Source organism: Dietzia sp. DQ12-76, from assembly GCF_014145045.1.
Lineage (GTDB): Bacteria > Actinomycetota > Actinomycetes > Mycobacteriales > Mycobacteriaceae > Dietzia.
This window is the reverse complement of sequence record NZ_JAALDV010000036.1, coordinates 1-22,939: the sequence shown is the minus strand read 5'-3', so window position 1 is coordinate 22,939 and position 22,939 is coordinate 1. Positions and strand designations below refer to the sequence as shown.

20 protein-coding genes and 1 pseudogene are annotated in these 22,939 nt (G+C 67.6%); 10 read left to right on the top strand and 11 right to left on the bottom strand.

All coding sequences use genetic code 11. The features are described from left to right. Nucleotides 1–156 precede the first annotated feature (156 nt). Complete coding sequence (gyrA, locus tag G6019_RS01990; protein ID WP_107755237.1) at nucleotides 157–2,679, bottom strand: DNA gyrase subunit A; 2,523 nt, start codon at nucleotides 2,677–2,679, stop codon at nucleotides 157–159. 292 nt (nucleotides 2,680–2,971) lie between these two features. Here gyrA and G6019_RS01985 point away from each other — a divergent pair, with 292 nt between their 5' ends. After that, nucleotides 2,972–4,276: an alpha/beta fold hydrolase gene (locus G6019_RS01985; RefSeq protein ID WP_107755236.1), complete on the top strand. Its 1,305-nt coding sequence runs from the start codon at nucleotides 2,972–2,974 to the stop codon at nucleotides 4,274–4,276. A 9-nt stretch (nucleotides 4,277–4,285) separates the two neighbouring features. On the opposite strand, the gene gyrB is transcribed toward G6019_RS01985, so the two are convergent. From gyrB to dnaA, 5 genes are all read right to left on the bottom strand, one after another. Then, a complete protein-coding gene (gene gyrB, locus G6019_RS01980; RefSeq protein WP_182612417.1) occupies nucleotides 4,286–6,436 on the bottom strand; it encodes a DNA topoisomerase (ATP-hydrolyzing) subunit B in 2,151 nt (716 codons plus the stop codon). Nucleotides 6,437–6,552: 116 nt separating this feature from the next. Next, on the bottom strand, nucleotides 6,553–7,107 hold the full coding sequence (locus tag G6019_RS01975) for a DciA family protein (protein WP_182612418.1): 555 nt from the start codon (nucleotides 7,105–7,107) through the stop codon (nucleotides 6,553–6,555). Further along, nucleotides 7,107–8,291, bottom strand: coding sequence for a DNA replication/repair protein RecF (recF, locus tag G6019_RS01970; RefSeq protein WP_182612419.1), 1,185 nt, complete (start codon nucleotides 8,289–8,291; stop codon nucleotides 7,107–7,109). Before recF ends, G6019_RS01975 begins: the two co-directional genes overlap by 1 nt. 24 nt (nucleotides 8,292–8,315) lie before the next feature. After that, nucleotides 8,316–9,491: a DNA polymerase III subunit beta gene (gene dnaN, locus G6019_RS01965; RefSeq protein ID WP_107755233.1), complete on the bottom strand. Its 1,176-nt coding sequence runs from the start codon at nucleotides 9,489–9,491 to the stop codon at nucleotides 8,316–8,318. Between the two features lie 633 nt (nucleotides 9,492–10,124). Continuing rightward, the gene (gene dnaA, locus G6019_RS01960; protein WP_107755232.1) at nucleotides 10,125–11,627 is read right to left on the bottom strand and encodes a chromosomal replication initiator protein DnaA; all 1,503 of its coding nucleotides are present in this window, start codon (nucleotides 11,625–11,627) and stop codon (nucleotides 10,125–10,127) included. A 566-nt stretch (nucleotides 11,628–12,193) separates the two neighbouring features. On the opposite strand from dnaA, the gene rpmH reads away from it, so the two are divergent. The 9 genes from rpmH (at nucleotide 12,194) to G6019_RS01915 (ending at nucleotide 18,678) form a co-directional block, all read left to right on the top strand. Then, the gene (gene rpmH, locus G6019_RS01955; RefSeq protein ID WP_007629603.1) at nucleotides 12,194–12,337 is read left to right on the top strand and encodes a 50S ribosomal protein L34; all 144 of its coding nucleotides are present in this window, start codon (nucleotides 12,194–12,196) and stop codon (nucleotides 12,335–12,337) included. Between the two features lie 18 nt (nucleotides 12,338–12,355). Then, nucleotides 12,356–12,721: a ribonuclease P protein component gene (gene rnpA, locus G6019_RS01950; RefSeq protein ID WP_107757887.1), complete on the top strand. Its 366-nt coding sequence runs from the start codon at nucleotides 12,356–12,358 to the stop codon at nucleotides 12,719–12,721. Beyond that, entirely contained in the window at nucleotides 12,718–13,011 is a 294-nt protein-coding gene (gene yidD, locus G6019_RS01945; RefSeq protein ID WP_107757886.1) for a membrane protein insertion efficiency factor YidD, read from the top strand. Before rnpA ends, yidD begins: the two co-directional genes overlap by 4 nt. Nucleotides 13,012–13,024: 13 nt before the next feature. After that, entirely contained in the window at nucleotides 13,025–14,224 is a 1,200-nt protein-coding gene (gene yidC / locus G6019_RS01940) for a membrane protein insertase YidC (protein ID WP_107757885.1), read from the top strand. Between the two features lie 129 nt (nucleotides 14,225–14,353). Beyond that, entirely contained in the window at nucleotides 14,354–14,842 is a 489-nt protein-coding gene (locus tag G6019_RS01935; RefSeq protein WP_107757884.1) for a Jag family protein, read from the top strand. 244 nt (nucleotides 14,843–15,086) lie between these two features. Then, nucleotides 15,087–15,827: a 16S rRNA (guanine(527)-N(7))-methyltransferase RsmG gene (gene rsmG / locus G6019_RS01930; RefSeq protein WP_375539738.1), complete on the top strand. Its 741-nt coding sequence runs from the start codon at nucleotides 15,087–15,089 to the stop codon at nucleotides 15,825–15,827. A gap of 114 nt (nucleotides 15,828–15,941) precedes the next feature. Further along, a complete protein-coding gene (locus G6019_RS01925; protein ID WP_107757882.1) occupies nucleotides 15,942–16,865 on the top strand; it encodes a ParA family protein in 924 nt (307 codons plus the stop codon). Continuing rightward, nucleotides 16,862–17,962 carry a ParB/RepB/Spo0J family partition protein gene (locus tag G6019_RS01920; RefSeq protein WP_107757881.1) on the top strand — a complete coding sequence of 367 codons (1,101 nt, stop codon included), beginning with the start codon at nucleotides 16,862–16,864 and terminating at the stop codon, nucleotides 17,960–17,962. The genes G6019_RS01925 and G6019_RS01920 overlap by 4 nt, the downstream gene beginning before the upstream one ends. Further along, nucleotides 17,959–18,678 carry a hypothetical protein gene (locus tag G6019_RS01915; RefSeq protein WP_182612421.1) on the top strand — a complete coding sequence of 240 codons (720 nt, stop codon included), beginning with the start codon at nucleotides 17,959–17,961 and terminating at the stop codon, nucleotides 18,676–18,678. Before G6019_RS01920 ends, G6019_RS01915 begins: the two co-directional genes overlap by 4 nt. Here the strand turns inward: G6019_RS01915 and G6019_RS01910 are convergent. The 5 genes and pseudogenes from G6019_RS01910 to G6019_RS01890 form a co-directional block, all read right to left on the bottom strand. Then, on the bottom strand, nucleotides 18,666–19,856 hold the full coding sequence (locus G6019_RS01910) for an N-acetylmuramoyl-L-alanine amidase (RefSeq protein ID WP_107757879.1): 1,191 nt from the start codon (nucleotides 19,854–19,856) through the stop codon (nucleotides 18,666–18,668). The genes G6019_RS01915 and G6019_RS01910 overlap by 13 nt on opposite strands. A gap of 91 nt (nucleotides 19,857–19,947) precedes the next feature. Next, nucleotides 19,948–20,289, bottom strand: a complete 342-nt coding sequence (trxA, locus tag G6019_RS01905; protein WP_107757878.1) for a thioredoxin — start codon at nucleotides 20,287–20,289, stop codon at nucleotides 19,948–19,950. Nucleotides 20,290–20,367: 78 nt separating this feature from the next. Continuing rightward, entirely contained in the window at nucleotides 20,368–21,300 is a 933-nt protein-coding gene (gene trxB, locus G6019_RS01900; protein ID WP_107757877.1) for a thioredoxin-disulfide reductase, read from the bottom strand. A gap of 82 nt (nucleotides 21,301–21,382) precedes the next feature. Further along, the gene (gene sigM / locus G6019_RS01895; protein ID WP_231750421.1) at nucleotides 21,383–21,991 is read right to left on the bottom strand and encodes an RNA polymerase sigma factor SigM; all 609 of its coding nucleotides are present in this window, start codon (nucleotides 21,989–21,991) and stop codon (nucleotides 21,383–21,385) included. Nucleotides 21,992–22,086: 95 nt separating this feature from the next. Further along, nucleotides 22,087–22,939 (bottom strand): annotated as a pseudogene (locus tag G6019_RS01890) (protein kinase family protein); the annotation flags it as partial.

Sequence of the window (22,939 nt, the reverse complement as noted above, 5' to 3'; positions counted from 1 at the left end):
CGACGCGGTCGCGCCCGCGTCGTCGGGGGCGGTCTCCCCGACGGGGGCCTCCGACCCGGTCGGGTATCCGGCCGACCCGCCGAAGCCCGGCGCAGGGGTGGAACCCTTGGGTGCCGGGCCGCTCCCGGGTCCGTCGCTCGACTCGGTCATCGCCCTCTACTCCTTCTCGGACGCGGCATCGCGCCGGTCGTCGTCGTCGGGCTCGTCGGCGTTGCGGGCGATCGCCAGCAGCGCGTCGTTCTCCGCCAGGTTCATCAGACGCACGCCCTTGGTCTGACGGCCCGCCTTGCGGACCTGTTTGGCGAACGTTCGGATCACGCCACCACTGGAGGTGATGGCGTAGAGCTCGTCCTGCAACTCCACGATCGTCGCACCCACGAGCTTGCCGCGCTTGGGATCGAACATGAGCGTGAGCACGCCCTTTCCGCCCCGGCCCTGGGCCGCGTACTCGGCGAGCGCGGTGCGCTTGGAGTACCCGCGCTCGGTGGCCACCAGGAGGAAGAGCTGGTTCTCGTCCATCTCCGAGCGGACGACCGACATGCTCAACAGCGCGTCGCCGTCATTGAACCGCATCCCCATGACACCGGACGTGGCCCGTCCCATGGGACGGAGCGTGTCGTCGTTGGCGTGGAAGCGGATCGACTGACCCTTCTCGGAAACCAGGAGGAGGTCGTCCTCGGGGCCGGCGAGCGCCGCACCCACGAGTTCGTCACCGTCACGGAGGTTGACGGCGATGAGGCCGCCCGACCGCGGGGAGTCGTAGTCCTCGAGACGCGACTTCTTGACCAGGCCGTTGCGGGTGGCCAGCACGAGGTACGGAGCGTCCTGGTAGCCCTTGATCCGGATGACCCCGGCGATCCGCTCCTCCGGCTGGAACGCCAGGAGATTGGCCACGTGCTGTCCCCGCGCGGTGCGGCTGGCCTCCGGGAGCTCGTAGGCCTTGACCCGGTAGACCCGGCCCTTGGTGGTGAAGAACAGCAGCCAGTCGTGGGTGGAGGAGACGAAGAAGTGCCGGACGATGTCGTCCTGCTTGAGCTCCGCGCCGCGCACACCCTTGCCGCCACGCTTCTGGGCGCGGTAGAGGTCCGTGCGGGTCCGCTTGGCGTACCCGGTCTCGGTGATGGTGACGACGACGTCCTCGCGGGCGATCAGGTCCTCGTCGGTGACGTCGCCGTCGGCGGGGATGATCACCGTGCGGCGGTCATCGCCGTACTTCTCGACGATCTCGCGCAGCTCGTCGCCGACGATGGCGCGCTGACGCTCGGGGCGGGCGAGGATGTCCTTGTAGTCGGCGATCTCCAGCTCGATGGCGGCGAGCTGGTCGACGATCTTCTGCCTCTCCAGAGCCGCGAGACGACGCAGCTGCATGTCGAGGATGGCCTGGGCCTGGTCGTCGTCGATGTCGAGGAGGTCCTTGAGGCCCTCCCGCGCGATGTCGACGGTCTGTGATCGACGGATCAGCGCGATGACCTCGTCGAGCGCGTCGAGTGCCTTGACCAGTCCGCGCAGGATGTGGGCGCGTCGCTCGGCCTCGTCCAACAGATACTGGGTGCGCCGGACGATGACCTCGATCTGGTGCGCGACGTACAGGCGAACCAGCTGGTGGATCGGGAGCGTCCGCGGCACACCGTCGACGATCGACAGCATGTTGGCGCCGAACGAGGTCTGCAGCTGTGAGTGCTTGTACAGGTTGTTCAGCACGACCTTGGCGACGGCGTCACGCTTGAGCGTGATGACGATCCGCAGACCCACACGGTCGGACGACTCGTCGTCGATCTTCGAGATGCCGGCGATCTTGCCGTCGCGCAGCTGCTCGGCGATCGACAGGATCATGTTGTCCGGGTTGACCTCGTAGGGCAGCTCGGTGATCACGATGATGGTGCGGTTGCCGTCCTCCTCGATGGAGGTCTTGCCGCGCATCCGGATCGACCCTCGCCCGGTGGTGTAGGCGTCCTTGATGCCCTGGTCGCCGACGATGAACCCGTGGGTCGGGAAGTCGGGTCCCTTGATGAATCCCATGCAGGCGTCGAGCGCCTCCTCGTCCCCGGCGTCCGGGTTCTCCAGAACCCAGTAGACGGCCTCGGCGACCTCACGGAGGTTGTGCGGCGGAATCTTGGTGGCCATCCCCACCGCGATGCCACTGGATCCGTTGATCAGCAGGTTCGGGACCCTGGACGGCAGGACCGCCGGCTCCGTGGTCTTGCCGTCGTAGTTGGGCTGGAAGTCGACCGTGTTCTTGTCGATGTCCCGCACCATCTCCATGGCGAGCGGGGTCATCTTGCACTCTGTGTAGCGCATCGCGGCCGCGCCGTCGTTGCCGCGCGAACCGAAATTGCCCTGGCCGTCGACCATCGGGTAGCGCATCGCCCAGGGCTGGGCGAGCCGGACCAGGGTGTCGTAGATCGCCGAGTCACCGTGGGGGTGGTAGTTACCCATGGTGTCGGCGACGGGCTTCGCGGATTTGACGTAGCTGCGGTCGGGCCGGTAGCCGTTGTCCCACATCGCGTAGAGGATGCGACGGTGGACGGGTTTGAGGCCGTCCCGGACGTCCGGGAGCGCCCGCCCGACGATGACGCTCATCGAGTAGTCGATGTAGCTTCTCTGCATCTCCGCCTGGATGTCGACCGGCTCGATGCGGTCGTGTCCCCCGGCGTCGGGCGGCAACGTCGTGTCCGTCATGGGCTCCTCTTCGGTTCCTCGTCGCGCTGGCTTCTCTCGCAGACGATGTCGCGGGCACACGCGTGCTCAGACGGCGGCCGTACGACCCACCCAGTCTATAGGTCCTGCGGAAACGGGCTCGAGGGCACGCCTCGGCCACCCGATTATCACCTCGTCGTCAGGCCCACGGTCCGTGTCGTCCCTGTGTCCGGCGTCGTCTCGACGGATTTCCGCGCCCGCGCGATGTGGCGCACGTAACATTTCCGTCATGTCGCCAGTCCTCAGTGAACCCGGCCTCCGCACTCGTCGTCTCGTGGCGGTGGCAGGAGCCGCGGTCTTCGCGCTCGTCAGCGGCGTCCTCGCGACCGCTGGCGCGCAACCCTCGACACCGGTGAGCGCGAACCGGGACAGCGTCCAGTTCGACCGACCGGGTGGCTTCTACGACACCCGGGGCCTCCCCGTCGGCGCCCCGGGAGAGGTCTTGAGAGCCGAGTCCTCCGGACTCCCCCTGGCCGTGTCCCTGCCGGGGCTCCCCGAGGTGCCCTCGCCGCTGCCCGCTCGCGCCCAGCGGATCGTGTACCAGTCCGCAGACGTCGACGGACGACCGGTCGCCACCTCGGGTGCACTGTACGACTCGACCGCACCGTGGAACGGTCCCGGCCCACGGCCCACCATCGTGATCGGTCCCGGCACGCAGGGTCAGGGCGATGCGTGTGCTCCGTCCCGGCATCTCGAGACCGCGCTCGGCGTGAACCCGCAGACCGGGGGCGCGGTGCCCTCGTACGAGCAGGCGTTCGCGCTGGTCCTGGCCGCCCAGGGCTTCCGGGTGATGGTGATCGACTACATCGGCCTCGGTACTCCAGGCGTCCACACCTATTCCGACCGGGTGGAACAGGCGCATGCCATGCTGGACGGCGCCCGGGCCGCACGCGCTCTGAGCGGGGACGCTCCGGTGGTGTTCTGGGGCCACTCCCAGGGTGGAGGTGCCTCCGCGGCCGCTGCGGAACTCGCACCCGTGTACGCCCCGGACGTCGACCTGCGGGCCGCCTACGCCTCCGCTCCCCCGGCGGATCTGCTAGCTGTGCTCGACCATATCGACGGGTCCACGCTCACCGGCGCGATCGGGTACGCCATCAACGGGATGTCCCAGCGCTTTCCCGCCGTCCGGGAGGTGGTCGACCGCCAGGTCAACGACGCCGGGCGGGTCGCGCTCGCAGACATCGCGGGTCTGTGCACCCTCGACCTGCGCTCCGCGTACGGCATGCGTACCACTCACGAATGGACACACTCGGGCCGCAGCCTCGGAGAGCTGATCCGCTCCGAGCCCGAGGCGCTGCGGGTCCTCGATCATCAGCGGATCGGCCGACTCCGGCCGGACGTCCCGGTGATGGTGGCCGGGGGGGTCCACGACGACATCATCCCGCTTCGGCAGGTCGAGCAGCTCGCCCGCGACTGGTGCGAACAGGGAGCGGCCGTGCACTTCCGCTATGAGACGACCCCGCCCGTCGCCGGCGTCACGCACGCCGCGGCGGCCGTGACCAACTTCCCGGCAGCCCTGGATTTCGTCACCCGCCGGCTGGCAGGTGAGCTCGCCCCGAACGACTGCGGGAGCCTGTGACGCAGGGGATCAGACGTCGAGGAAGCGGACGTCGCGAGCGTTGCGGGTGATGAAGTTGCGACGCGCGTCGACGTCCTCGCCCATGAGGATCGAGAACAGTTCGTCGGCGGCGGCGGCGTCCTCGAGGGTGACCAGGCGGAGCGTACGGACCGTCGGATCCATGGTCGTCTCCCACAGTTCCTTGGGGTTCATCTCACCGAGACCCTTGTAGCGCTGGATCCCGTCCTCCACGTTGATCTTGCGCTTCTTCTCCAGACCGATCTTCAGGAGCTCGTCGCGCTCCCGGTCCGAGTACGCGAAATCCGGCTCGCCCTTACCCCACTTGAGCTTGTACAGGGGCGGCTGCGCCAGATAGACGTTTCCGTTCTCCACCAGTGGCCTCATGAAGCGGAACAGCAGGGTGAGCAGAAGCGTGGAGATGTGTTGACCGTCGACGTCGGCGTCGGCCATCAGCACGATCTTGTGATAGCGCAGCTTCTCGAGGTCGAACTCCTCGTGGATACCCGTACCCAGGGCTGTGATGATGGCCTGGACCTCGGTGTTCTTGAGGACCTTGTCGATCCGGGACTTCTCGACGTTGATGATCTTCCCGCGCAGCGGCAGGATCGCCTGGAACATCGAGTCCCGACCCGACTTGGCCGAGCCCCCGGCGGAGTCACCCTCCACGATGTACAACTCGGATTTGGCCGGGTCCTTCGACCGACAGTCGGCCAGCTTTCCGGGGAGCCCCCCGATGTCGGTCGCCGACTTCCGGCGGACCATCTCACGGGCCTTGCGCGCGGCGACGCGGGCCTGGCTCGAGGCGATGCCCTTGTTGACGATCACCCTGGCCTCGGCGGGGTTGGCCTCGAACCAGTGACCGACGTGTTCTGCGACCTGCCGCTGAACGAAACCCTTGACCTCGGTGTTGCCCAACTTCGTCTTGGTCTGCCCCTCGAACTGCGGGTCGGAGATCTTGGCCGAGATGACTGCGGCGAGACCCTCGCGGATGTCGTCCCCCGTGAGATTGGGGTCCTTCTCCTTGAGCAGTTTCTTGTCGCGCGCGTACTTGTTCACCAGCGAGGTCAGCGCAGCGCGGAAGCCCTCTTCGTGGGTTCCGCCCTCGTGGGTGTTGATCGTGTTGGCGAAGGTGTGGACCGATTCCGAGTACCCGGAGTTCCACTGCATCGCGACCTCGACCTCGTGGCCCGTGCCCTTGCCTTCGAAGTAGAGGATCGTCGGGTGGATCGCGGTCTTGGACTTGTTGATCGCCGTGACGTAGTCCTTGAGGCCCTCGGGGTAGTGGAAGGTGCGCTTGCGCTCGCGGACCTTGGCCGCGTCGGGGGCCTCGGTGGTCTGGGTCTCGGACCGTTCGGCCGCGTCGGCGGCGTCGGTGGCCCCCTCGACGAACGCCTTCTCCGCGTCCACCGCGTGCTCGAGGTCCGACCCCTCGTCGGAACCGGGCGCGGAATCGGATCCACGACCTTCGCTGTCCGCGATGGCGTCGAGTTCGGCGGCCTGCTCCGCGCGTGACCGTCGATCGGTCAACGTGATGGTCAGACCCTTGTTGAGGAACGCCATCTCCTGGAGACGTCGGGCGACCACGTCGAAGTCGTACTCGGTGGTCTCGAAGATCGACGCGTCCGCCCAGAAGCGGACGCGGGTCCCGGTCCCCTCCGCGGGGCCGGCGTCCACGAGCTCCTCGGGCTCCGCCATGTTGAAGTCCTGCTGCCACAGGCGTCCGTCACGCTTGATCTGTACCTCGACCCGCGTGGACAGAGCGTTGACCACCGAGATTCCCACACCGTGGAGTCCACCGGAGACCGCGTAGGAGTCGGAATCGAACTTGCCGCCGGCGTGCAGCTGGGTCATCACGACCTGCACGGTGGGCATGCCCTGTTCGTGCATCTCGACGGGGATGCCGCGCCCGTCGTCGATCACCTCGACGCCGCCGTCCTCGAGCAGGGTGACCTTGACGCCCGTCGCGTGACCGGCCATGGCCTCGTCGATCGAGTTGTCGACCACCTCCCAGATCAGGTGGTGCAGACCGCGGGGCCCGGTCGAGCCGATGTACATGCCCGGACGCAGCCGGACGGCCTCGAGTCCTTCGAGAACGGTGATCGACGACGCACCGTAGTCGTTCGCGCCCTGCGTGCTGGCCTTGCTCTTGGCGTCCGCCACGTGCGAACTCCTCGCGTCTCGGGGGTCTGGGACCGGCCCAGTCTACCTGCGACAACCCTCGTGGGGTCCCCGGGCTCGCCAACACGCCCCGATGGACGCCCACCGGGTCCCGCCCGTCAGCCGTAGGTGTCCCGGGGTCCGCGACCGGACACGTGCAACGGGCCCTTCCGCCAACTCGGCTTGTCGGGCCCCTCGATCCTGAGGCGCCGGACGTGACCCGGCCCCATGGCCGCGGCGATCTTGCGGAGGATGTCGGCCGCCACGAGCCGGAGCTGGGTCGCCCACGCGGTGCTGGAGGCGCGGACGTACAACACACCCTCCTCCAGTCGCTCCGGGGTCGCGTGCGCGGACACGTCCTCCCCGACGATGCGGTCCCACTCCGCGAACAGCCTGCCGGTGGCGACCTTGTCGTCCCATCCCCGCCTCCTGGCGACCTGGCCGACGAGCCGCCCGAGCGGCTGGGGATCCCAGGGGTCGGCGCCCGAACCGGTCCAGCCACGTCTGCGCAGGCGCTTGCCGCCCCCTACCGGTCCGGTTCGGCCGCGCCCGATCTGCTTGCCGTCCGCCCGGGCACGACTCCGAGCCTCCTCGAGGGCCTGTCTGGCGATGTCATAACCACGTTTCGGCTCCTCAGACGGTGCTATCGGCCGCCCGGCATGGTCATCGGTCACTAGTGCACCCCACTGTCCGTCGCCGTGATAACCGAATGACGACCGGCTCCCTGGCCCGTCATCACCACGTCATGACGGGTCCCCCTCAGACCGTCCGGCACGTCGTCGCCGACCGCCGCCGTCACCAGGACCTGTTCCACCCCGGTCGCGGCCTCGGCGAGAGCTGCTCGACGATGCCGGTCGAGTTCCGCGAACACGTCGTCGAGGAGCAAAACGGGTTCGACCCCGTCCGCGCGGAACAACTCCAGTGACCCGAGGCGCAGCGCCAGGGCGAACGACCACGTCTCGCCGTGGCTCGCGAAGCCCTTGGCCGGTTCGTCGCCCAGGGACAGGACCACCTCGTCCCGGTGCGGCCCGACGAGCGACATCCCCCGGTCGATCTCGTCCTGACGCCGGCGGCCCAACTCGGAGAGCAGGACCGCTTCGACGAGTTCCGGATCGGCGAGCTCGGCCTCGTCCGGTGGGGTGGCGACGCGGAACCGGTAGGCCAGGTCCGCCGGTCGGGACTCCGGAGCCAATCGCCGGTAGGCGTCGGCGACCAGCGGCCGTAGTTCGGCGAGCAGGGCGATCCGCCCCGCGACGATCCTCGCACCGAGGTGGGCGAGGCGGCCGTCCCACACGTCGAGGGTCTCGAGCGCCGCGTCCGCGCCCTCTCCCCTCCCGCGGCGCAGGACGCCGGAGGCGGACTTGAGCAGGGCGGAGCGCTGCCGGAGCACCGAGGAGTACTCGGTGAGGACACCCCCGTGGGCGGGCCGACGCTGGACCTGGAGCTCATCGAGCAGCTTCCGCCGCTCGGCGGGCTCCCCCCGGACCAGTGCCAGGTCCTCGGGTGCGAACAGCACGGACTGCACCACGCCGAGGATGTCCCCGAGGCGGCGGCACGGCGAGGTGTTGAGCCGCGCGCGATTCGCTCTTCCGGAGTTGAGTGCCAGCTCGACGGTGAGTTCACGCCCGGCGTTGTGCGCGAGCGCGGCGATCATGGCCGTCTCCGCACCGGTCCGGATCATCGGAGCCTCGGTGGGCACCCGGTGGGATCTCAGGGTCGAGAGCACGCCCACGGCTTCGAGGACGTTGGTCTTCCCGTGCCCGTTGCGCCCCACCAGTGTGGTGACCCCCGGGTGCAGCTCCAGCTCGAGCAGCGGCCACGAGCGGAAGTCCAGAAGCCTGAGATGACGCAGGTGCATACCGGCGGTGTCGCGACAGCGCGGTCAGCCCGGCAGACGGACCGGCATGAGCAGATACGTGTGGTCCGACTCGACGGGCGCGATGGAACCGTCGGCCTCCGGGGAGGGCAGGGCCTCGGGCGCGGGCCGAAGGACCGCGGGCCGGCTGGCCTGGGTGAATCCGAACGCGACCCGGGCCGAATGCATGCTGCCGAGCCCGTCGAGCAGGTAACCGGGGTTGAACGCGATGGTCAGGGGCTCACCGAGGAAGTCGACCGGGAGGGTCTCGGAAGCCTGAGCCGCGTCGTCGCCGCCCGCGGAGAGTGCGACCTCCCCGTCCGAGAACGCCATCCGGACCTGCACTCCCCGGTCCGCCACCAGGGCGACTCGCTTGATGGCCTGGACCAGGTCGTCGACCTGGACGAGGGCCATCGAGGTGTGTTGGGTGGGCAGGAGTTGGCGCACCTTGGGGAACTCGGCGTCGAGCAACCGGGTCGTGGTGCGCTGGCCGGACACCAGGACCCCCATGATGCCGTCCGCGCCCACCTCGGAACCTGCCCCCAGGCTCAGATCGACTCGCCCTCCCTGACCGGCTGACCGGGTCACGTCGGACAGGGTCTTGGCCGGGATCAGCACCTCGACCGACACGTCCTCGCGAGCGGGTTCCCATTCGAGATCCCGGATCGCGAGGCGGAACCGGTCGGTGGCGATGAGGGTGACACGAGGCCCCTCGATCTCCATCCGGATGCCGGTGAGCATCGGGAGCGTGTCGTCCTTGCCCGCCGCGACCGCGACCTGGGCCACCGCCTCGGAGAACGCGTCGACCGCGGCCGAGCCGGTGACCCCGGGCATCGCCGGGAGCTGCGGGTAGTCCTCGACGGGCATCGTGGGCAGGGTGAACTTGGCGGAGCCACAGGTGATGTACATCTTCTGCGCACTCACCGTCACCTCGACTGGACGGTCGGGAAGGGCCCGCGCGATGTCGGCCAGCAACCGGCCGGACACGAGGGTGCTGCCCGGTTCGGAGACCTCCGCCGGGACCGACACCTGTGCGGAGGTCTCGTAGTCGAATCCGGAGATCGTCAGACCGGAGTCCGCCTCGAGGAGCACGCCACCGAGAATCGGCACGGACGGTCGGGACGGGAGGGTCCGCGCGACCCAGGCCACCGAATCGGCGAAGTCCTCGCGGGTGACGCGGAACGTCGGATCCGTGATCTCCATCGGTGACCTCTTTCTGGGCGGGGTGCACGCCGCCGGCATCCGGACGGCGGGCCTGTTCGCGGCGGTGGCAACTGTGTTCGCTGGTGTCGTTGACTGGCGTCCGACGGGGTCCGGCGGATCATCTCCATGAGAGTAACCGCTCGCACCGACGGTGGACACACGGACTCCTGTAACCCGGTCAAGCAGGCTCGCCGTTCCACATCCCTACTTCTTACAAGAACTCTAGAGAGAGACAAGAAGTAGTAGTAGGTCCTGTGAATTTGTGAACCGACGGCTGTCTGTGCAGGTCAGAGCCAGATCATGCATGTGGACCGATCCGGCTCATCTTGTGACTTGCCCGAGACGACAGTGGAATCACCTGTCTCGGTCCACCGTCTGTCCACCGTCGGTCCACAGAAAACCACAGGGTTGTCCACAGCTGTGAAGGGTGATGCCAGTGGTGTGAGGGGGGTCACATATGGGTATCGGTGCGCGTCGGCTCCGCCCAGCGGGTGGGGTTCTCGTTCCGGACGGCAGTGGTAGACGGGCGGTCCGAGACGGCGGCGCAGCGCCCCGGACGCCGGGCTCGGGGCTGGCGGACGCGGTTCGGCGGGCAGGGGCCCGAGACGTGCCAGGAGGATGGTCGGAAGGCGGTCAGAGGGACCGCGAGCGTTCCTTGATCCGGGCGGTCAGTTCCTGGATCTGGTCGTACATCCGGCGGTCGTCCTTGATCTCCTTGAGGATCTTGCGCTGGGCGTACATGACCGTGGTGTGGTCCTTACCGCCGAAGGTGACCCCGATCTTGGGCAGCGAGAGGTCGGTGAGCTCTCGGCAGAGATACATGGCGATCTGTCGGGCGCGCGAGAGGGACCGCGTCTTCGAGGTGCCGCAGAGCTCGTCGATGCTGGTCGAGAAGAACTCCGCGGTGACCGCCATGATCGTCGCTGCGGAGATCTGCAGGGAGTCGTCGTCCGAGACGACGTCGCGGAGGACGACCTCCGCCAACGGGACGTCGATATCGTGTCCGTTGAGGGAGGCGAACGCGACGACTCTGATCAACGCTCCCTCGAGCTCGCGGATGTTGCGTTGGACCCGGGTGGCGATGAGCTCCAGGACGTCCCGCGGGACGACGTAGTTCTCCGACTTGGCCTTCTTGTCGATGATCGCGATGCGCGTCTCGAGCTCTGGAGGCTGGATGTCGGTGATCAGACCCCACTCGAACCGGGTACGCAGCCTGTCCTCGAGTGGCTGGAGCTGTTTGGGGGGACGATCGGAGGAGATCACGATCTGCTTCTGCGCGTTGTGGATCGTGTTGAAGGTGTGGAAGAACTCCTCCTGCACCTGTTCCTTACCGATCAGGAACTGGATGTCGTCCACCAGGAGGATGTCCGCCTCGCGGTACCGCTTCTTGAACATGTTCTGGCGGCCGTCGCGCACGGAGTTGATGAAGTCGTTGGTGAACTCCTCCGTCGAGACGTACTTGACCTTCTGCTCGGAGTACATCCGCAGGGAGTAATGCCCGATGGCGTGGAGCAGGTGCGTCTTCCCTAGCCCCGACTCTCCCCAGATGAACAGCGGGTTGTACGCCCGTGCGGGGGCCTCGGCCACCGCGAGTGCGGCGGCGCGAGCGAACCGGTTCGAGTTGCCCTGGACGAAAGCGCTGAACGTGTATCGCTCATTGAGACCCGGGGCGGTCGCCGCTGACAGGGCCTCGTCGCGATCGCTGCCGTGCAGCAGCCGTTCCGCTGCGATCTGCTCTTCGGTCATCCGCGTGGGACGAGGGGTGGAATCGGCCTGGGCCTGCTCCGGCACCGGTCGGTGGATGTCGTCGACGTCGATCGGTGGCTCGTCGACGTCGACGTGGTTGCGCTGGCCGGCGAGCGAAGTGTCGACCTTGACCGCCAGATCGACCGGTTCTCCGAGTTGGGAGCTCAGCGCCCTGGTGATCGGTCCGCGGAGGATCGATTCGATGTTGTCCCTCGCGAACGCCGACGGGGCGGCGAGCATCGCGAATCCGTTGACCACGGCGATGGGTTGGACGAGGCGTAGCCAGGCCTGTTGCTGGCGGGACAGAGCCGGGTTGTCGTCGCTCGCCAGAGAGGGGTCGGTCAGTTTGTCGAGAACCGCGCTCCACACGTGTTCGAGATCGGGAGACACGGTGTGCGGTCTCCTCTCGTCGATGGGAAGCGGTTGCGGGGCACCGGGCGATCTGACCCGACCGGGCACCACACTCTATCCACAGGCTCCGACCCAGGTCTACTGAGGTATCCACACGGTTGTCCACAGATGTGGAAGACAGACCGCCCCCGTTTGACGGGTTCGGACTGGGTGGTGCGAAGGTGGGATCTCGTGCGTCGTCGTTCTACGTGGGTTCTGCGTGGTCGTTCTGCATTGTCGTGACGTTAGGCGGCCCCCGTGGGGCTCGATGATGAATGACGGTAACAACACCGTGAACTCGTGGGCAACCCTCAAGATCAACTGGAGGGCGGATGTCAAGCACCGACGGTCCCGGCGTGTTGCGGTGGCCAGCGAGATGGTACGGATGGTGCCTGTGGTTTCGAGCGGTTTGGTGGGCACGCCGTCATGCGCGTAATCTTGAACGGTCTGTCGCGCGCCTGAGGGGCGCGCGTCGCGTCGCGGTACCGCCCGACAGCGGTGTTTCGACGTCATCAGGAACCGGATCGGGCGCACACGAGGCGCCTACTTCACGTGAGGAGCCAGCCATGGCCAAGGGCAAGCGGACTTTCCAGCCGAACAATCGTCGTCGTGCCAAGGTGCACGGATTCCGGCTCCGGATGCGCACCCGCGCCGGCCGCGGCATCGTCGGCGCCCGTCGCCGCAAGGGCCGCGCCTCGTTGACGGCCTGATCCGGGTCGGGGTGGCGTGTGCTTCCCAGGACCCATCGGCTCCACCGGTCCGCTGATTTCGCGGCGGTGGTGCGAAGGGGTGCCAGGAAGGGCCGCCGGACCATGGTCGTACACGCCCACGTGGACTCCTCCGATGTCCGCGTGGGCGGACCTCGTTTCGGCCTGGTCGTCAGTAAAGCCGTCGGGGACTCGGTGACCCGCCACCGTGTCAGCCGGCGGCTTCGTCACATCGCATCGGAAGTCCTCCCCGGGCTCGATTCCGATCTCCTGGTTGTGGTCCGGGCCAATCCGGCTGCCGCCTCGGCCTCCCACGCCGATCTACTCCGCGACATGCGGACCGGTCTCACCTCCGCCGTGTCGCGGGCCCGGGAGGCAGGGCGATGACCGAGAGCCGACAGGGCCCCGTCGCCCGGATACTGCTGTGGTTGCTCGACTTCTATCAGAAGGGCATCTCGCCGCTGACCCCGCCGAGCTGCAGGTTCGAACCCACCTGCAGCAACTACGCTGTCGAGGCGGTTCGAGTGCACGGCGCGTGGTACGGGACGTGGCTCGCGGTGTGGCGTCTGCTGCGGTGCGGACCGTGGACTCCCGGCGGTTGGGATCCGGTCCCCGAACCCCGCGCCCCTGACCATTCCGGGGGCCACCAGCATCCCGACAATCCCGAACGAAGCTAGGACTCCACCACCGATGTCGTTCATCACCGACCCTCTGGTCTACTACCCGATCTCCGGGATCCTCTGGTTCTGGCACAAGATCTTCGCGTTCCTCGGGGGGTTCCTCCCCTGGGTGGAGGCACCGGATTCCAACGGCGCCATCTGGGCACTCTCCGTGATCTTCTTGGTGGTGACCCTCCGCATCCTGCTGTTCTGGCCGGCGGCCAAGCAGATCCGTTTCTCGCGGAAGATGCAGGAGATGCAGCCGCGGATGAAGGAGCTGCAGAAACGGTACAAGAACGACCGGGAGAAGCTGGCGACCGAAACACGGAAGCTGCAGAAGGCCGAGGGGTTCAACCCCGTTCTGGGATGCCTGCCGATGTTCATCCAGATCCCGGTGTTCCTCGGTCTGTTCCACGTCCTGCGGTCCTTCAACCGGATGGGGAACAACTTCGGCGCCTTGGGGATGACCGCGGAGGAGACGCGGAACACCGGCAACTACGTCTTCAATGCGGACGAGGTCCAGAGCTTCCTCGACGCCCGGTTGTTCGGCTCTCCCCTGTCCTCGTTCATCTCCCAACCCGTCGAGCAGTTCCAGGCGTTCGTCGATCCCGGCGCGGCGCTGGATTTCCAGCGGTGGAACATCATCGTCGTCGCCATCCCGCTGATGATCATCTCGGCGGTCACGACCCACCTCAACGCGAGGATCTCGCTCTCGCGCCAGTCCCCTGAGGCCGCGGCGAACCCGCAGGCCAAGATCATGAACCAGTTGATGCTGTGGGCCTTCCCCATCGGCATCCTGGTCACCGGTGCGTTCTGGCCGCTGGCCATCCTCGTCTACATGGTCACCAACAACCTGTGGACCCTCGGTCAGCAGTACTACCTCTTCGAGAAGATGGCCAAGGAGGATGACGCCGCCGCCCTCAAGCGCCGTGAGGAGCAGAAGTCCCTCGCGCCCAGGGTCGGGGTGAAGCCCGTCAATCCGAAGAGGGGCCGGGGGTCCGCGGCGGGTACCGCCGTGGCGCCACAGGCAGCGGCCACTGGCGTCGCTTCGCCGGACGACGACGGTACGACAGCGGCCCCGGCGGTCGTCGGCGATGCTCCCGAGTCGGCTCCCGGCTCCGCCCCGAGGCCGGGTCAGAGACCTCAACGACCCGGCGGCCAACGCACCCGCCCCGCCCAGAAGGGTGGCGGCGGAGGCGGCAAGGGTAAGAAGAAGAAACGCAAGCGCTGACCCCGGGTCAGTGAGACGGCCGACAAGGTCCCCGATTCTCCGCGATCGGGGACCTTGTCCCATACTTGGGAGAGTTACTCGCCGGCCACGACGGGACCGGCGATCGGCGGTGATGACGGAGGCGGATCCATGTCGAAGAAGAACATCGAGGTGTCGGAGGAGCGTCTTGTCGAGGAGGGCGAGGTGGCCGGCGATTACCTCGAACAGCTCTTGGACATCTTGGATTTCGACGGGGACATCGATCTCGACGTCGAGGGTGACCGCGCGGTCGTGAGCATTGACGGCGGTGAGGACCTCGATCTCCTCGTGGGATCGGACGGCTCGGTTCTGGACGCGGTCCAGGAGCTGACCAGGTTGGCCGTCCAGCAGGAGTTGGGCGATCGAAGTCGGTTGATGTTGGACATCTCGGGATGGCGGGCCGCCAAGCGGGAGGCACTGACGGAGGCCGGCCGGGTGGCTGCGCAACGGGTGCTCGAGACGGGGGAGTCCGAGGAACTCGAACCGATGACGCCGTTCGAGCGGAAGATCATCCACGACGCGATCGCGGAGATCGACGGCGTGTCGTCGGACTCGACGGGCGCCGAGCCGAATCGAAGGGTCATTGTGTTGCCGGAGTGACTTCTCGTTTGAGGCCGTGGGTCCGCGGGAGGTGGCTCGGCGGGATGTGCAGGGGCGTGGGCGGGCAGCCCGCGCCCCTGTGTCGTGCGCGGGCGGTGGCCGGGAGCGGCGACGTCTTACACGTGTGTTATTCCGACGTGGTTTCACGTGAAACCGGTCGGTCCATCTGCCGAATACGGATGTGGGGAAGATGAATAGGGACACTGCCGGAGAAACGACACGTGACGGCGAGCGAGGTGATCGTGTGACAGATCCCCCGGGCGAGGTCTCGGAGGAGACCCCGCCCTCTCCTGTGGCGGAGGATGCTGCCGGGGTGCCGGAAGGGGCGGAGTCGGTCTTCGGTGACCGCCTCGAGCTCGCCGAGAAGTATGTCCGGTTCCTGGCGACCGCGGGCCTGGAGCGAGGATTGATGGGGCCCCGCGAACGCCCACGTCTGTGGGACCGGCACGTCCTCAACAGCGCGGCCGCCGCCGCTGCGCTGGCCGACGGCGAGACAGTGGTGGACATCGGGAGCGGGGCCGGACTTCCTGGTATCCCCCTGGCTCTCGCTCGTCCGGACCTCCGTGTGACCCTGGTCGAACCGCTGCTCCGTCGGTCCACGTTCCTCCAGGAGGTGGTCGACGATCTCGGGATAGACGTCCGGGTCGTCCGGGGACGAGCCGAGGAGAAGTCCGTCGTCGCCGAGGTGGGCGGAGCAGACGTGGTGACCTCCCGCGCCGTGGCCCCGCTGGCCAAGCTCGCCGGGTGGTCTGCGCCGTTGCTCCGATCGGGTGGGAGGATGGTGGCGTTGAAGGGGGCGTCCGCCGCCGACGAGGTGGAGAGGGACCGGCATGCGCTCCGGCGACTCGGGTTCGACGACGTGGAGGTCGAGATCGTATCCGCGCCGGATGCCGAGGAGACGAGGCTGGTCATCGCTACCCTCACGACTAGAGTGGGTAGCCGTGGCAGTCGCTCCCGCGTGCGTGGTTCTCGTGGTGGGCGGTGACTGCATGGCTCGCGGGGGTGGATGTCGGTTTCACGTGAAACACTGACAACGCGCCCATACGCCGTGAAGACCTCTGGGCCCCACTTGCCCTCACACGTAGTTGAAAGGTGACGGATGTCCGAACACGAGACGCCGATCTTCGCCGCCGCGCGGCAGGCGAACGAGCTTCTGCACGGGGACTCTCCCCCGCTGTCCAGGCCATCCCATCCCCGGATCATCACCATCGCCAACCAGAAGGGCGGCGTGGGAAAGACCACCTCGACAGTCAATCTCGCGGCGTCTCTCGCGCTCGGTGGACTCGGGGTCCTGGTGATCGACATGGACCCGCAGGGAAACGCCAGCACCGCACTCGGAGTGGACCACCGGGAGGGGACGCCGTCGAGCTATGAGCTTCTGATGTGGGAGAGCGCTGTGGAGGATCTCATGCAGCGCAGCCCGCACGCTGAGCGGCTGTTCTGTATCCCGGCGACGATCGATCTGGCGGGTTCGGAGATCGAGTTGGTCGGGCTGGAACACCGGGAACGCCGGCTCGCCGAGGTCCTCAACATGGACGACCTGGTGTCCTTGGGTATCGACTACGTCTTCCTCGACTGTCCGCCCTCTCTGGGGCTGCTCACCGTGAACGCCATGGTGGCCGCCAGTGAGGTCCTCATCCCGATCCAGTGCGAGTACTACGCCCTCGAGGGTGTCGGCCAGCTGCTGCGCAACGTGGAACTGATCCAGCAGCACCTCAACCGGGAACTCCGGATCTCCACCATCATGCTGACGATGTATGACGGACGCACCAAGCTCGCCGAACAGGTCGCGGGAGAGGTCAGGAACCATTTCGGCGCCGCCGTCCTGCGGACTGTGATCCCACGCAGCGTCAAGGTGTCTGAGGCGCCCGGGTACGGGATGACGATACTCCAGTACGACGCGGGATCCCGAGGGGCGCTGGCGTACCTGGATGCGGCGAAAGAGCTGAACGAGCGCAGTGATCGGGTGGCGTCACATGGTGAGGCCACCCGGGCATCGACCGGTACGGAGGGCACGCGATGAGTCAGCAACGGAGGGGCGGGCTCGGTCGTGGGCTGGCGGCGTTGATCCCCACCGGACCGGACGAAGGTCCGCGGTTGGGTAGCGACGCGGCAGACGTGATCCTCGGGCCGCGCAGCGGTGGGCCCAGGACCACTCCCCCGAAACCGCGGTCGACAGGGTCAGGCCCCGCCCCGTCCGCCACGGCATCCCCTGCGGGCTCGGGTGAACGACCGGCCGCCCAGAATGCCGACGACACCACGGTTTCACGTGAAACCGACGACTTGGTGGATCCGGGGGCGGTCTACCGTGAGATCGCCCCCTCCGCGATCGAACCCAACCCCAGACAGCCGCGGACTCACTTCGACGAGGAGGCACTGGCCGAGCTGGCACACTCGGTCAAGGAGTTCGGGCTCCTCCAGCCGATCGTCGTCCGCGAGATCGCGGCCGATCGTTATCAGCTCATCATGGGTGAAAGGCGGTGGAGGGCGAGCCAGCGGGCGGAGCTCCAGACCGTTCCGGCGATCGTCCGGCAGACCGACGACGAAGACCTGCTCCGGGACGCACTTCTGGAGAACATCCATCGGGTCCAGCTCAATCCCCTCGAGGAGGCGGCGGCATATCAGCAACTGCTCGAGGAGTTCGACGTCACCCAGGCCGAACTCGCGAACCGGATCGGTCGATCCCGACCGGCCATCACCAACAGCATTCGCCTCCTTCAGTTGCCGACCGCAGTCCAGCGCAGAGTGGCCGCGGGCGTCTTGTCGGCGGGACATGCGAGGGCACTCCTCGGAGTGGAAGCCGGGGTGTCGGCCCAGGACGAACTCGCAGCGCGGATCGTGGCGGAGGGCTTGTCGGTCCGGGCGACTGAGGAGATCGTCACGCTGCTGAACAGAGAGGGGAACGGCCCCGCCCCGACTACCTCCCCCACTCGTCAGGGCCGACGCCGGAACCCCGAGCTGGAGGCGGTCGCGGGCAGACTGTCCGACCGCTTCGAGACCTCGGTGTCCGTCACGATGGGCCGGCGTAAGGGACGGATCACCATAGATGTGGGGGACGCCGACGATCTCCACCGGGTCCTGACGCTGCTCGAGGGCGGGTCGCCGGGTCCGTCACGATGAACTCGATCCGACCACTCGACCTCTCGGCCGTGGACCAGTTGGGACCGCGTGCTCGCAGGTGCGTGTACTGGCAGACCGATGGGCAGCACAGCGACGATCAGCCGGGAGATCCGGAGTTCGAGAAGGAGGCCTGGATCTCGCACGTCTCCCTGGAATGGGGAGTGTGCGGTCAGGTCGCGCGTGAGGGTGACCGCGCGACCGGCGCTGCGTTCTATGCGCCGCCGGCCATGGTTCCTCGTGCAGCATGCTTCCCGACGTCACCGGTGGGCTCGGACGCCATCCTGCTGGCGGGGATGAGTATCGAAGATGGCGCGCCGGGCGGTGCTCCCACCTCGCTGCTCGACGCGGTGGTGTCCGACCTTCGCCGACGCGGCATCAAGGCGATCGAGGCATTCGGGATCTCGGCCTCGGATACCGGGGACGTATTGTCACGTGACATATGCGGTTCCGAGTCGTGCATCGCGCCGACCGGCTTCCTCGTCGAGCATGGTTTCACCGTGGTGGCCGAGCACGAGACCCATCCTCGACTCCGCCTCGACATCGAGAGCGATCACCTCTGGAAGGCCGACGTGGAGAGAGCGCTCGATCAGCTCTTCGCCGAGCGGGGATTCGCCACCAGGACTCTGCGGGTGTTGTCCGGGGCGACCGCGCGGCACGGTGAGGACATCCCGCTCGCGGCCCCTCAGGCCCCACGGGCGCGCCGTCAGTCCCGCTGACGCTGCTCGTAGTCGATCAGCTCGTTGACGGACATGGAACCCGTGGGGTGATCGTCCTCGTCGAGGAGGTAGAGACGCTTCACCCCGACCAGGATCGAGTCGACGATGGTGTCCTGGGCCGCACGGTCCCCGAGGATGGACAGATCACCGGGATTGTGGGCGTACCCCAGGACGATCTGGATGGAGGGCATCCGCGTCATCCGGAGAAGCGGCCAACTCCGCCCGTGGGTGCGACAGTCACGGAGGTCGGTACGACTGACGATCTCCCGCTGGATGAAGCCGGACAGAGCTTCCCCGAGCATCGACTCGGCTCCCAGGGAGTTGCCGAAGTAGAACGTGGCGATCCCGTTGCCGACCGGGTTGGGATGCCGGTCCAGGCGGAGAGAGATCATGAGATCGGCGTTGAACGCGTTGGCGATCTCGGCCCGTTCCGGGTCCGTCGGGATCATGGCCTCGGGTCGCGAGAGGAAGACCTCGACGCCGGCCTGGTTCATCCGCTCAGAGAGCCGGCGGGTGATGTCCCACAACAGTTCGGCATCCGTGATCGTTCCGAGCGGGGTGTCGATGCGGATCGGGTTCTCCGACCCGCTGGGCCCGGGATCCAGCACGATACGCTTGCCGGCGAGCATCGGGCCGGAGGTCCGCGCGCGCTCTCGTTCGACCAGCGACGAGACGTCGCCACCCTTGAACAGCGTCGAGAACTTGCTCAGGGTGTCAAGGGTCTCCGCGCCTACGACGCCGTCGGGGTGAAGACCGCAGTCCCTCTGAAAATCGGTCGCGGCGGCGTGGGTGAGAGGCCCGAAGGTCCCGTCGACCAGTCCCGCGTAGAAGCCGAGCTCACCGAGCCGTCGCTGGAACTGCGCGACGTCGTCCCCGGCCATGGGCTTGGAGACGATGTAACTGAGGTCGCGGGTCCCCAGAACGTAGGTGGCGTCGCGGAGCGCCGCCTGGGTCGACGGGCCCACGATGCCGTCAGAGATCAGTCCACGGGCTTGCTGGAACGCCAGCACGGCGGTCTCCAGATCGGCGTCGAAGACGGCATCGGTCCGGGCGAGGACCGAACCCGTCTCCGGCTCGGTGAGCCCGACGGAATCGATGTTGTGCAGCAGGCCCATACCCGCGAGGGTCGCCCGGATCGAGGCCACCTCGGGCCCACGGTCACCGCGTCGCCACGCCATGGTTCTCCTCCGCTCCACTCGACTGGGTACCCGGATGAACTTACCGCCTCAGGCGCGGACGTGCCCGGCACGCACCCGAGTGGGGCGGCGGCTAGAGCACGTCGCCGAGTTCGGTGCGCAGCGCGGACTTCGACTTGGCGCCGGTGATGCGCTTGACCGGCTTTCCCTCGGAGAACAGCAGCATCGCCGGGATGGCGGTGATCTGGTACTCGGCGGCGAGCTCCTGGTTGGTCTCCACGTCGACCTTGGCGACCGTCAGCTTGTCGGACTCCGCACCGGCGAGTTCGTCGAGAACCGGGGCCATCATCGTGCAGGGACGGCACCACGTGGCCCAGAAGTCCACCAGCACGGGCTTGGACCCGCTGGCGGCGAGGACGGACTCGGCGAAGTCGTCCTCGGTCACGTCGATGATGTTCGGGGTGTTCACGGCCATTGTGGTGGGTCCTTTCGGGGTGAGGTGTGCGGATCCGGGTGACGCGGTCTCAGGGGTCCGGAACGCCGGCGCTGGGTGTCAGGCCTGCTCGGCGAGCCAACGTTCAGAGTCGATCGAGGCGGCGCACCCCGAACCGGCAGCGGTGATGGCCTGCCGGTAGCGGTGGTCCACCAGGTCGCCGCAGGCGAACACACCCGGGATCGAGGTGGCGGTGGTCTGCCCTGTAAGCACGTAGCCGTCCTCATCGACCTCCACCTGGTCTCGGACCAACTCGGACCTCGGGTCGTGGCCGATCGCGACGAACATCGCCGCGGTCTCGAGTTCGCTGGTCTCGCCGGTGACGGTGTTGCGCAGACGCAGGCGCTCGACGGTTCCGCTGGCGCCGGAGAGGACCTCGTCGACCGTGGTGTTGAGGACGAACGAGATCTTCTCGTTCTCCTTCGCCCGCTCGAGCATGATCTTGGAGGCGCGGAACTCCTCCCGTCGGTGGACGACGGTCACGGATGAGCCGAACTTGGTGAGGAAGGTCGCCTCCTCCATAGCGGAGTCGCCACCACCCACGACGACGATCGGCTTGTCGCGGAAGAAGAATCCGTCGCAGGTCGCGCACGAACTCACGCCGCGCCCGAGGTACTCCTGTTCCCCGGGGACGCCGAGGTAGCGTGCGGCTGCGCCCATCGCGAGGATCACCGCGCGAGCCCGGTGCTCCTCCTGGCCCACCCGGACGATCTTGACCTCGCCGGCCAGGTCCATCGACGTCACGTCCTCCATGCGGAGGTCCGCGCCGAAACGTTCCGCCTGCTCCCGCATCTGCATCATCAGGTCGGGGCCCATCATGCCCTCCGCGAAGCCCGGGAAGTTCTCGACCTCCGTGGTGGTCATGAGCGCGCCGCCGAACTGCGAACCCTCGAACACCACAGGGGCGAGCTCGGCCCGGGCGGAGTAGATGGCGGCCGTGTACCCGGCCGGGCCGGATCCGACGATGATGACGTCGTGGAGGGTGTCGCTCATGGGTTTTTCGGGCTCCTTGGCGGGTGGGCGGTTGAACCGGATCTACTATGGCGACAACACCCTGCGGGTCCGTGTTGTTCCCTCAACCGGTGAGGGTGACCCCTTCGAGGAGCACGCTGAGCTTCGCCCTCCCCCGCGAACACCGGCTCTTGATGGTGCCGGGGCGGGTGTTGAGCAGGTGGCAGGCCTCGGCCACCGAGCAGCGGAGCATGTCGACGACGACGACCGCATCACGCTGGTCGGGCGGCAGCTCCGCCAGCGCCTCGGCGACGATGATCGCGTAGGCGGGATCCTGGTAGAAGTGATCTCGAAGTGAGATCTCCTCGTGCAGTCTGGGTGTCAGCTCGGAGTGGGTGCGCAGGCGCTGGGCCCGCATCTTGTCGAGGCAGGCGTTGACCACGATGCGGTAGAGCCAGCCCTGGACGGGACAGGCGTGGCGGAAGGTGTCCGCCTTCCGGTAAGCCGAGACGAGCGCGTCCTGCAGCGCCTCGGCGGCGTCCTCGCGGTTGAAGGAGGTCCGGATGGCCAGCCGCCACAGGTAGTCGTAGTGGCGCCGGACCAGGGCGGAGAAGGCGTCAGGGTCCCCGGCGACGTGTGCATCGAGGAGCTCGACATCGGTGAGCGGGGACCCGGCCGTGGTGATGGGGCGTCCCGTGACCGCGGAGAAGTCGTCGACGGCACTGGTGTTCACGGCGCTCACGTTAACGCGGAGCGTGCCCCGGTGGGGCTGCCACCTCGGCGACGGCGGCGAGGTCGGCGGCCCCCGGACGAGGTGGCCGCGGGGGCTCACCGGGTGAGTTGTACCTCGCTGATGGACGCGCTGAACGACTCGGGCCCGGAGGTTCCGAGTCTGGTGAACCACACGATCAGATACTCCGCGTCCTCGGGATCGTCGATCGTCACGGTGCCCGACCCATCCCGGATGGTCCCCTCACCGAGCAGGGTCGTGTCGTCGAGTGAGTCCGGCGAGGAGCTCTCGGCGATCCGTACCTCGAACTCCACCCCGTCGTCCGCCGAGTGCACCACCACGCGGCGGGTCTCCTGCTCGCCGTCGAGGGTCAGCAGGAGCCCCACCCCGGGCTTGTAGGCGGCTCCGCCGTCACCGAGTTGGTTGCGGTAGGTGTCGGTGGACCACGAGGTCGACCTGTCACCGTCGACGACGTTCGGGGCACTCGAGGAGTTCTCGGCGACGCCGGGTGACCCGGCGGGCTGCCACGACGTGACATCCAGGACCCTGACGGGTGTGGTGGGCGCCGCCCGGGTGGGCTCGGCCTCCCCCGTTTCCGAGCCGTCCGGGGTCGGCTGTTCGGTCGCCGCCGACCTGCTCTCCTGGGCGGCGCGTTCGATCGCGTCGAGTTGCTGGGACAGTGGCGTGTCGTCACCGCCACCGGCGAGCGCGCCGAGCATCCAGGCGGACAACAGTGCGATCACCACCACGGCCACGGCCCCCGTGCCGGCCATGATGCGCCAGCGACGTGTCAGGGTCGCCTCGTCGGGCGGCGAGTAGGCCTCGCCCTCCCGCGCGGTGTCGTCCCCGTCCATGTGAGACGCGCCCGCGTAGGACCCGCCCGCGTAATGCCCGTGCGGGTGAGTCCCGTCCGACCCCGGTCCGCCGGTGGTCGGCAGGTGCGTGGTCTGC

What these genes read in the sequence shown, in the direction of transcription:
- gyrA (WP_107755237.1), bottom strand. Translation starts at nt 2,679, where the DNA reads ATGACGGACACGACGTTGCCGCCCGACGCCGGGGGACACGACCGCATC.
- recF (WP_182612419.1), bottom strand. Translation starts at nt 8,291, where the DNA reads ATGCACCTGCGTCATCTCAGGCTTCTGGACTTCCGCTCGTGGCCGCTG.
- dnaN (WP_107755233.1), bottom strand. Translation starts at nt 9,491, where the DNA reads ATGGAGATCACGGATCCGACGTTCCGCGTCACCCGCGAGGACTTCGCC.
- rpmH (WP_007629603.1), top strand. Translation starts at nt 12,194, where the DNA reads ATGGCCAAGGGCAAGCGGACTTTCCAGCCGAACAATCGTCGTCGTGCC.
- yidD (WP_107757886.1), top strand. Translation starts at nt 12,718, where the DNA reads ATGACCGAGAGCCGACAGGGCCCCGTCGCCCGGATACTGCTGTGGTTG.
- yidC (WP_107757885.1), top strand. Translation starts at nt 13,025, where the DNA reads ATGTCGTTCATCACCGACCCTCTGGTCTACTACCCGATCTCCGGGATC.
- G6019_RS01935 (WP_107757884.1), top strand. Translation starts at nt 14,354, where the DNA reads ATGTCGAAGAAGAACATCGAGGTGTCGGAGGAGCGTCTTGTCGAGGAG.
- G6019_RS01925 (WP_107757882.1), top strand. Translation starts at nt 15,942, where the DNA reads ATGTCCGAACACGAGACGCCGATCTTCGCCGCCGCGCGGCAGGCGAAC.
- G6019_RS01920 (WP_107757881.1), top strand. Translation starts at nt 16,862, where the DNA reads ATGAGTCAGCAACGGAGGGGCGGGCTCGGTCGTGGGCTGGCGGCGTTG.
- G6019_RS01915 (WP_182612421.1), top strand. Translation starts at nt 17,959, where the DNA reads ATGAACTCGATCCGACCACTCGACCTCTCGGCCGTGGACCAGTTGGGA.
- G6019_RS01910 (WP_107757879.1), bottom strand. Translation starts at nt 19,856, where the DNA reads ATGGCGTGGCGACGCGGTGACCGTGGGCCCGAGGTGGCCTCGATCCGG.
- trxA (WP_107757878.1), bottom strand. Translation starts at nt 20,289, where the DNA reads ATGGCCGTGAACACCCCGAACATCATCGACGTGACCGAGGACGACTTC.
- trxB (WP_107757877.1), bottom strand. Translation starts at nt 21,300, where the DNA reads ATGAGCGACACCCTCCACGACGTCATCATCGTCGGATCCGGCCCGGCC.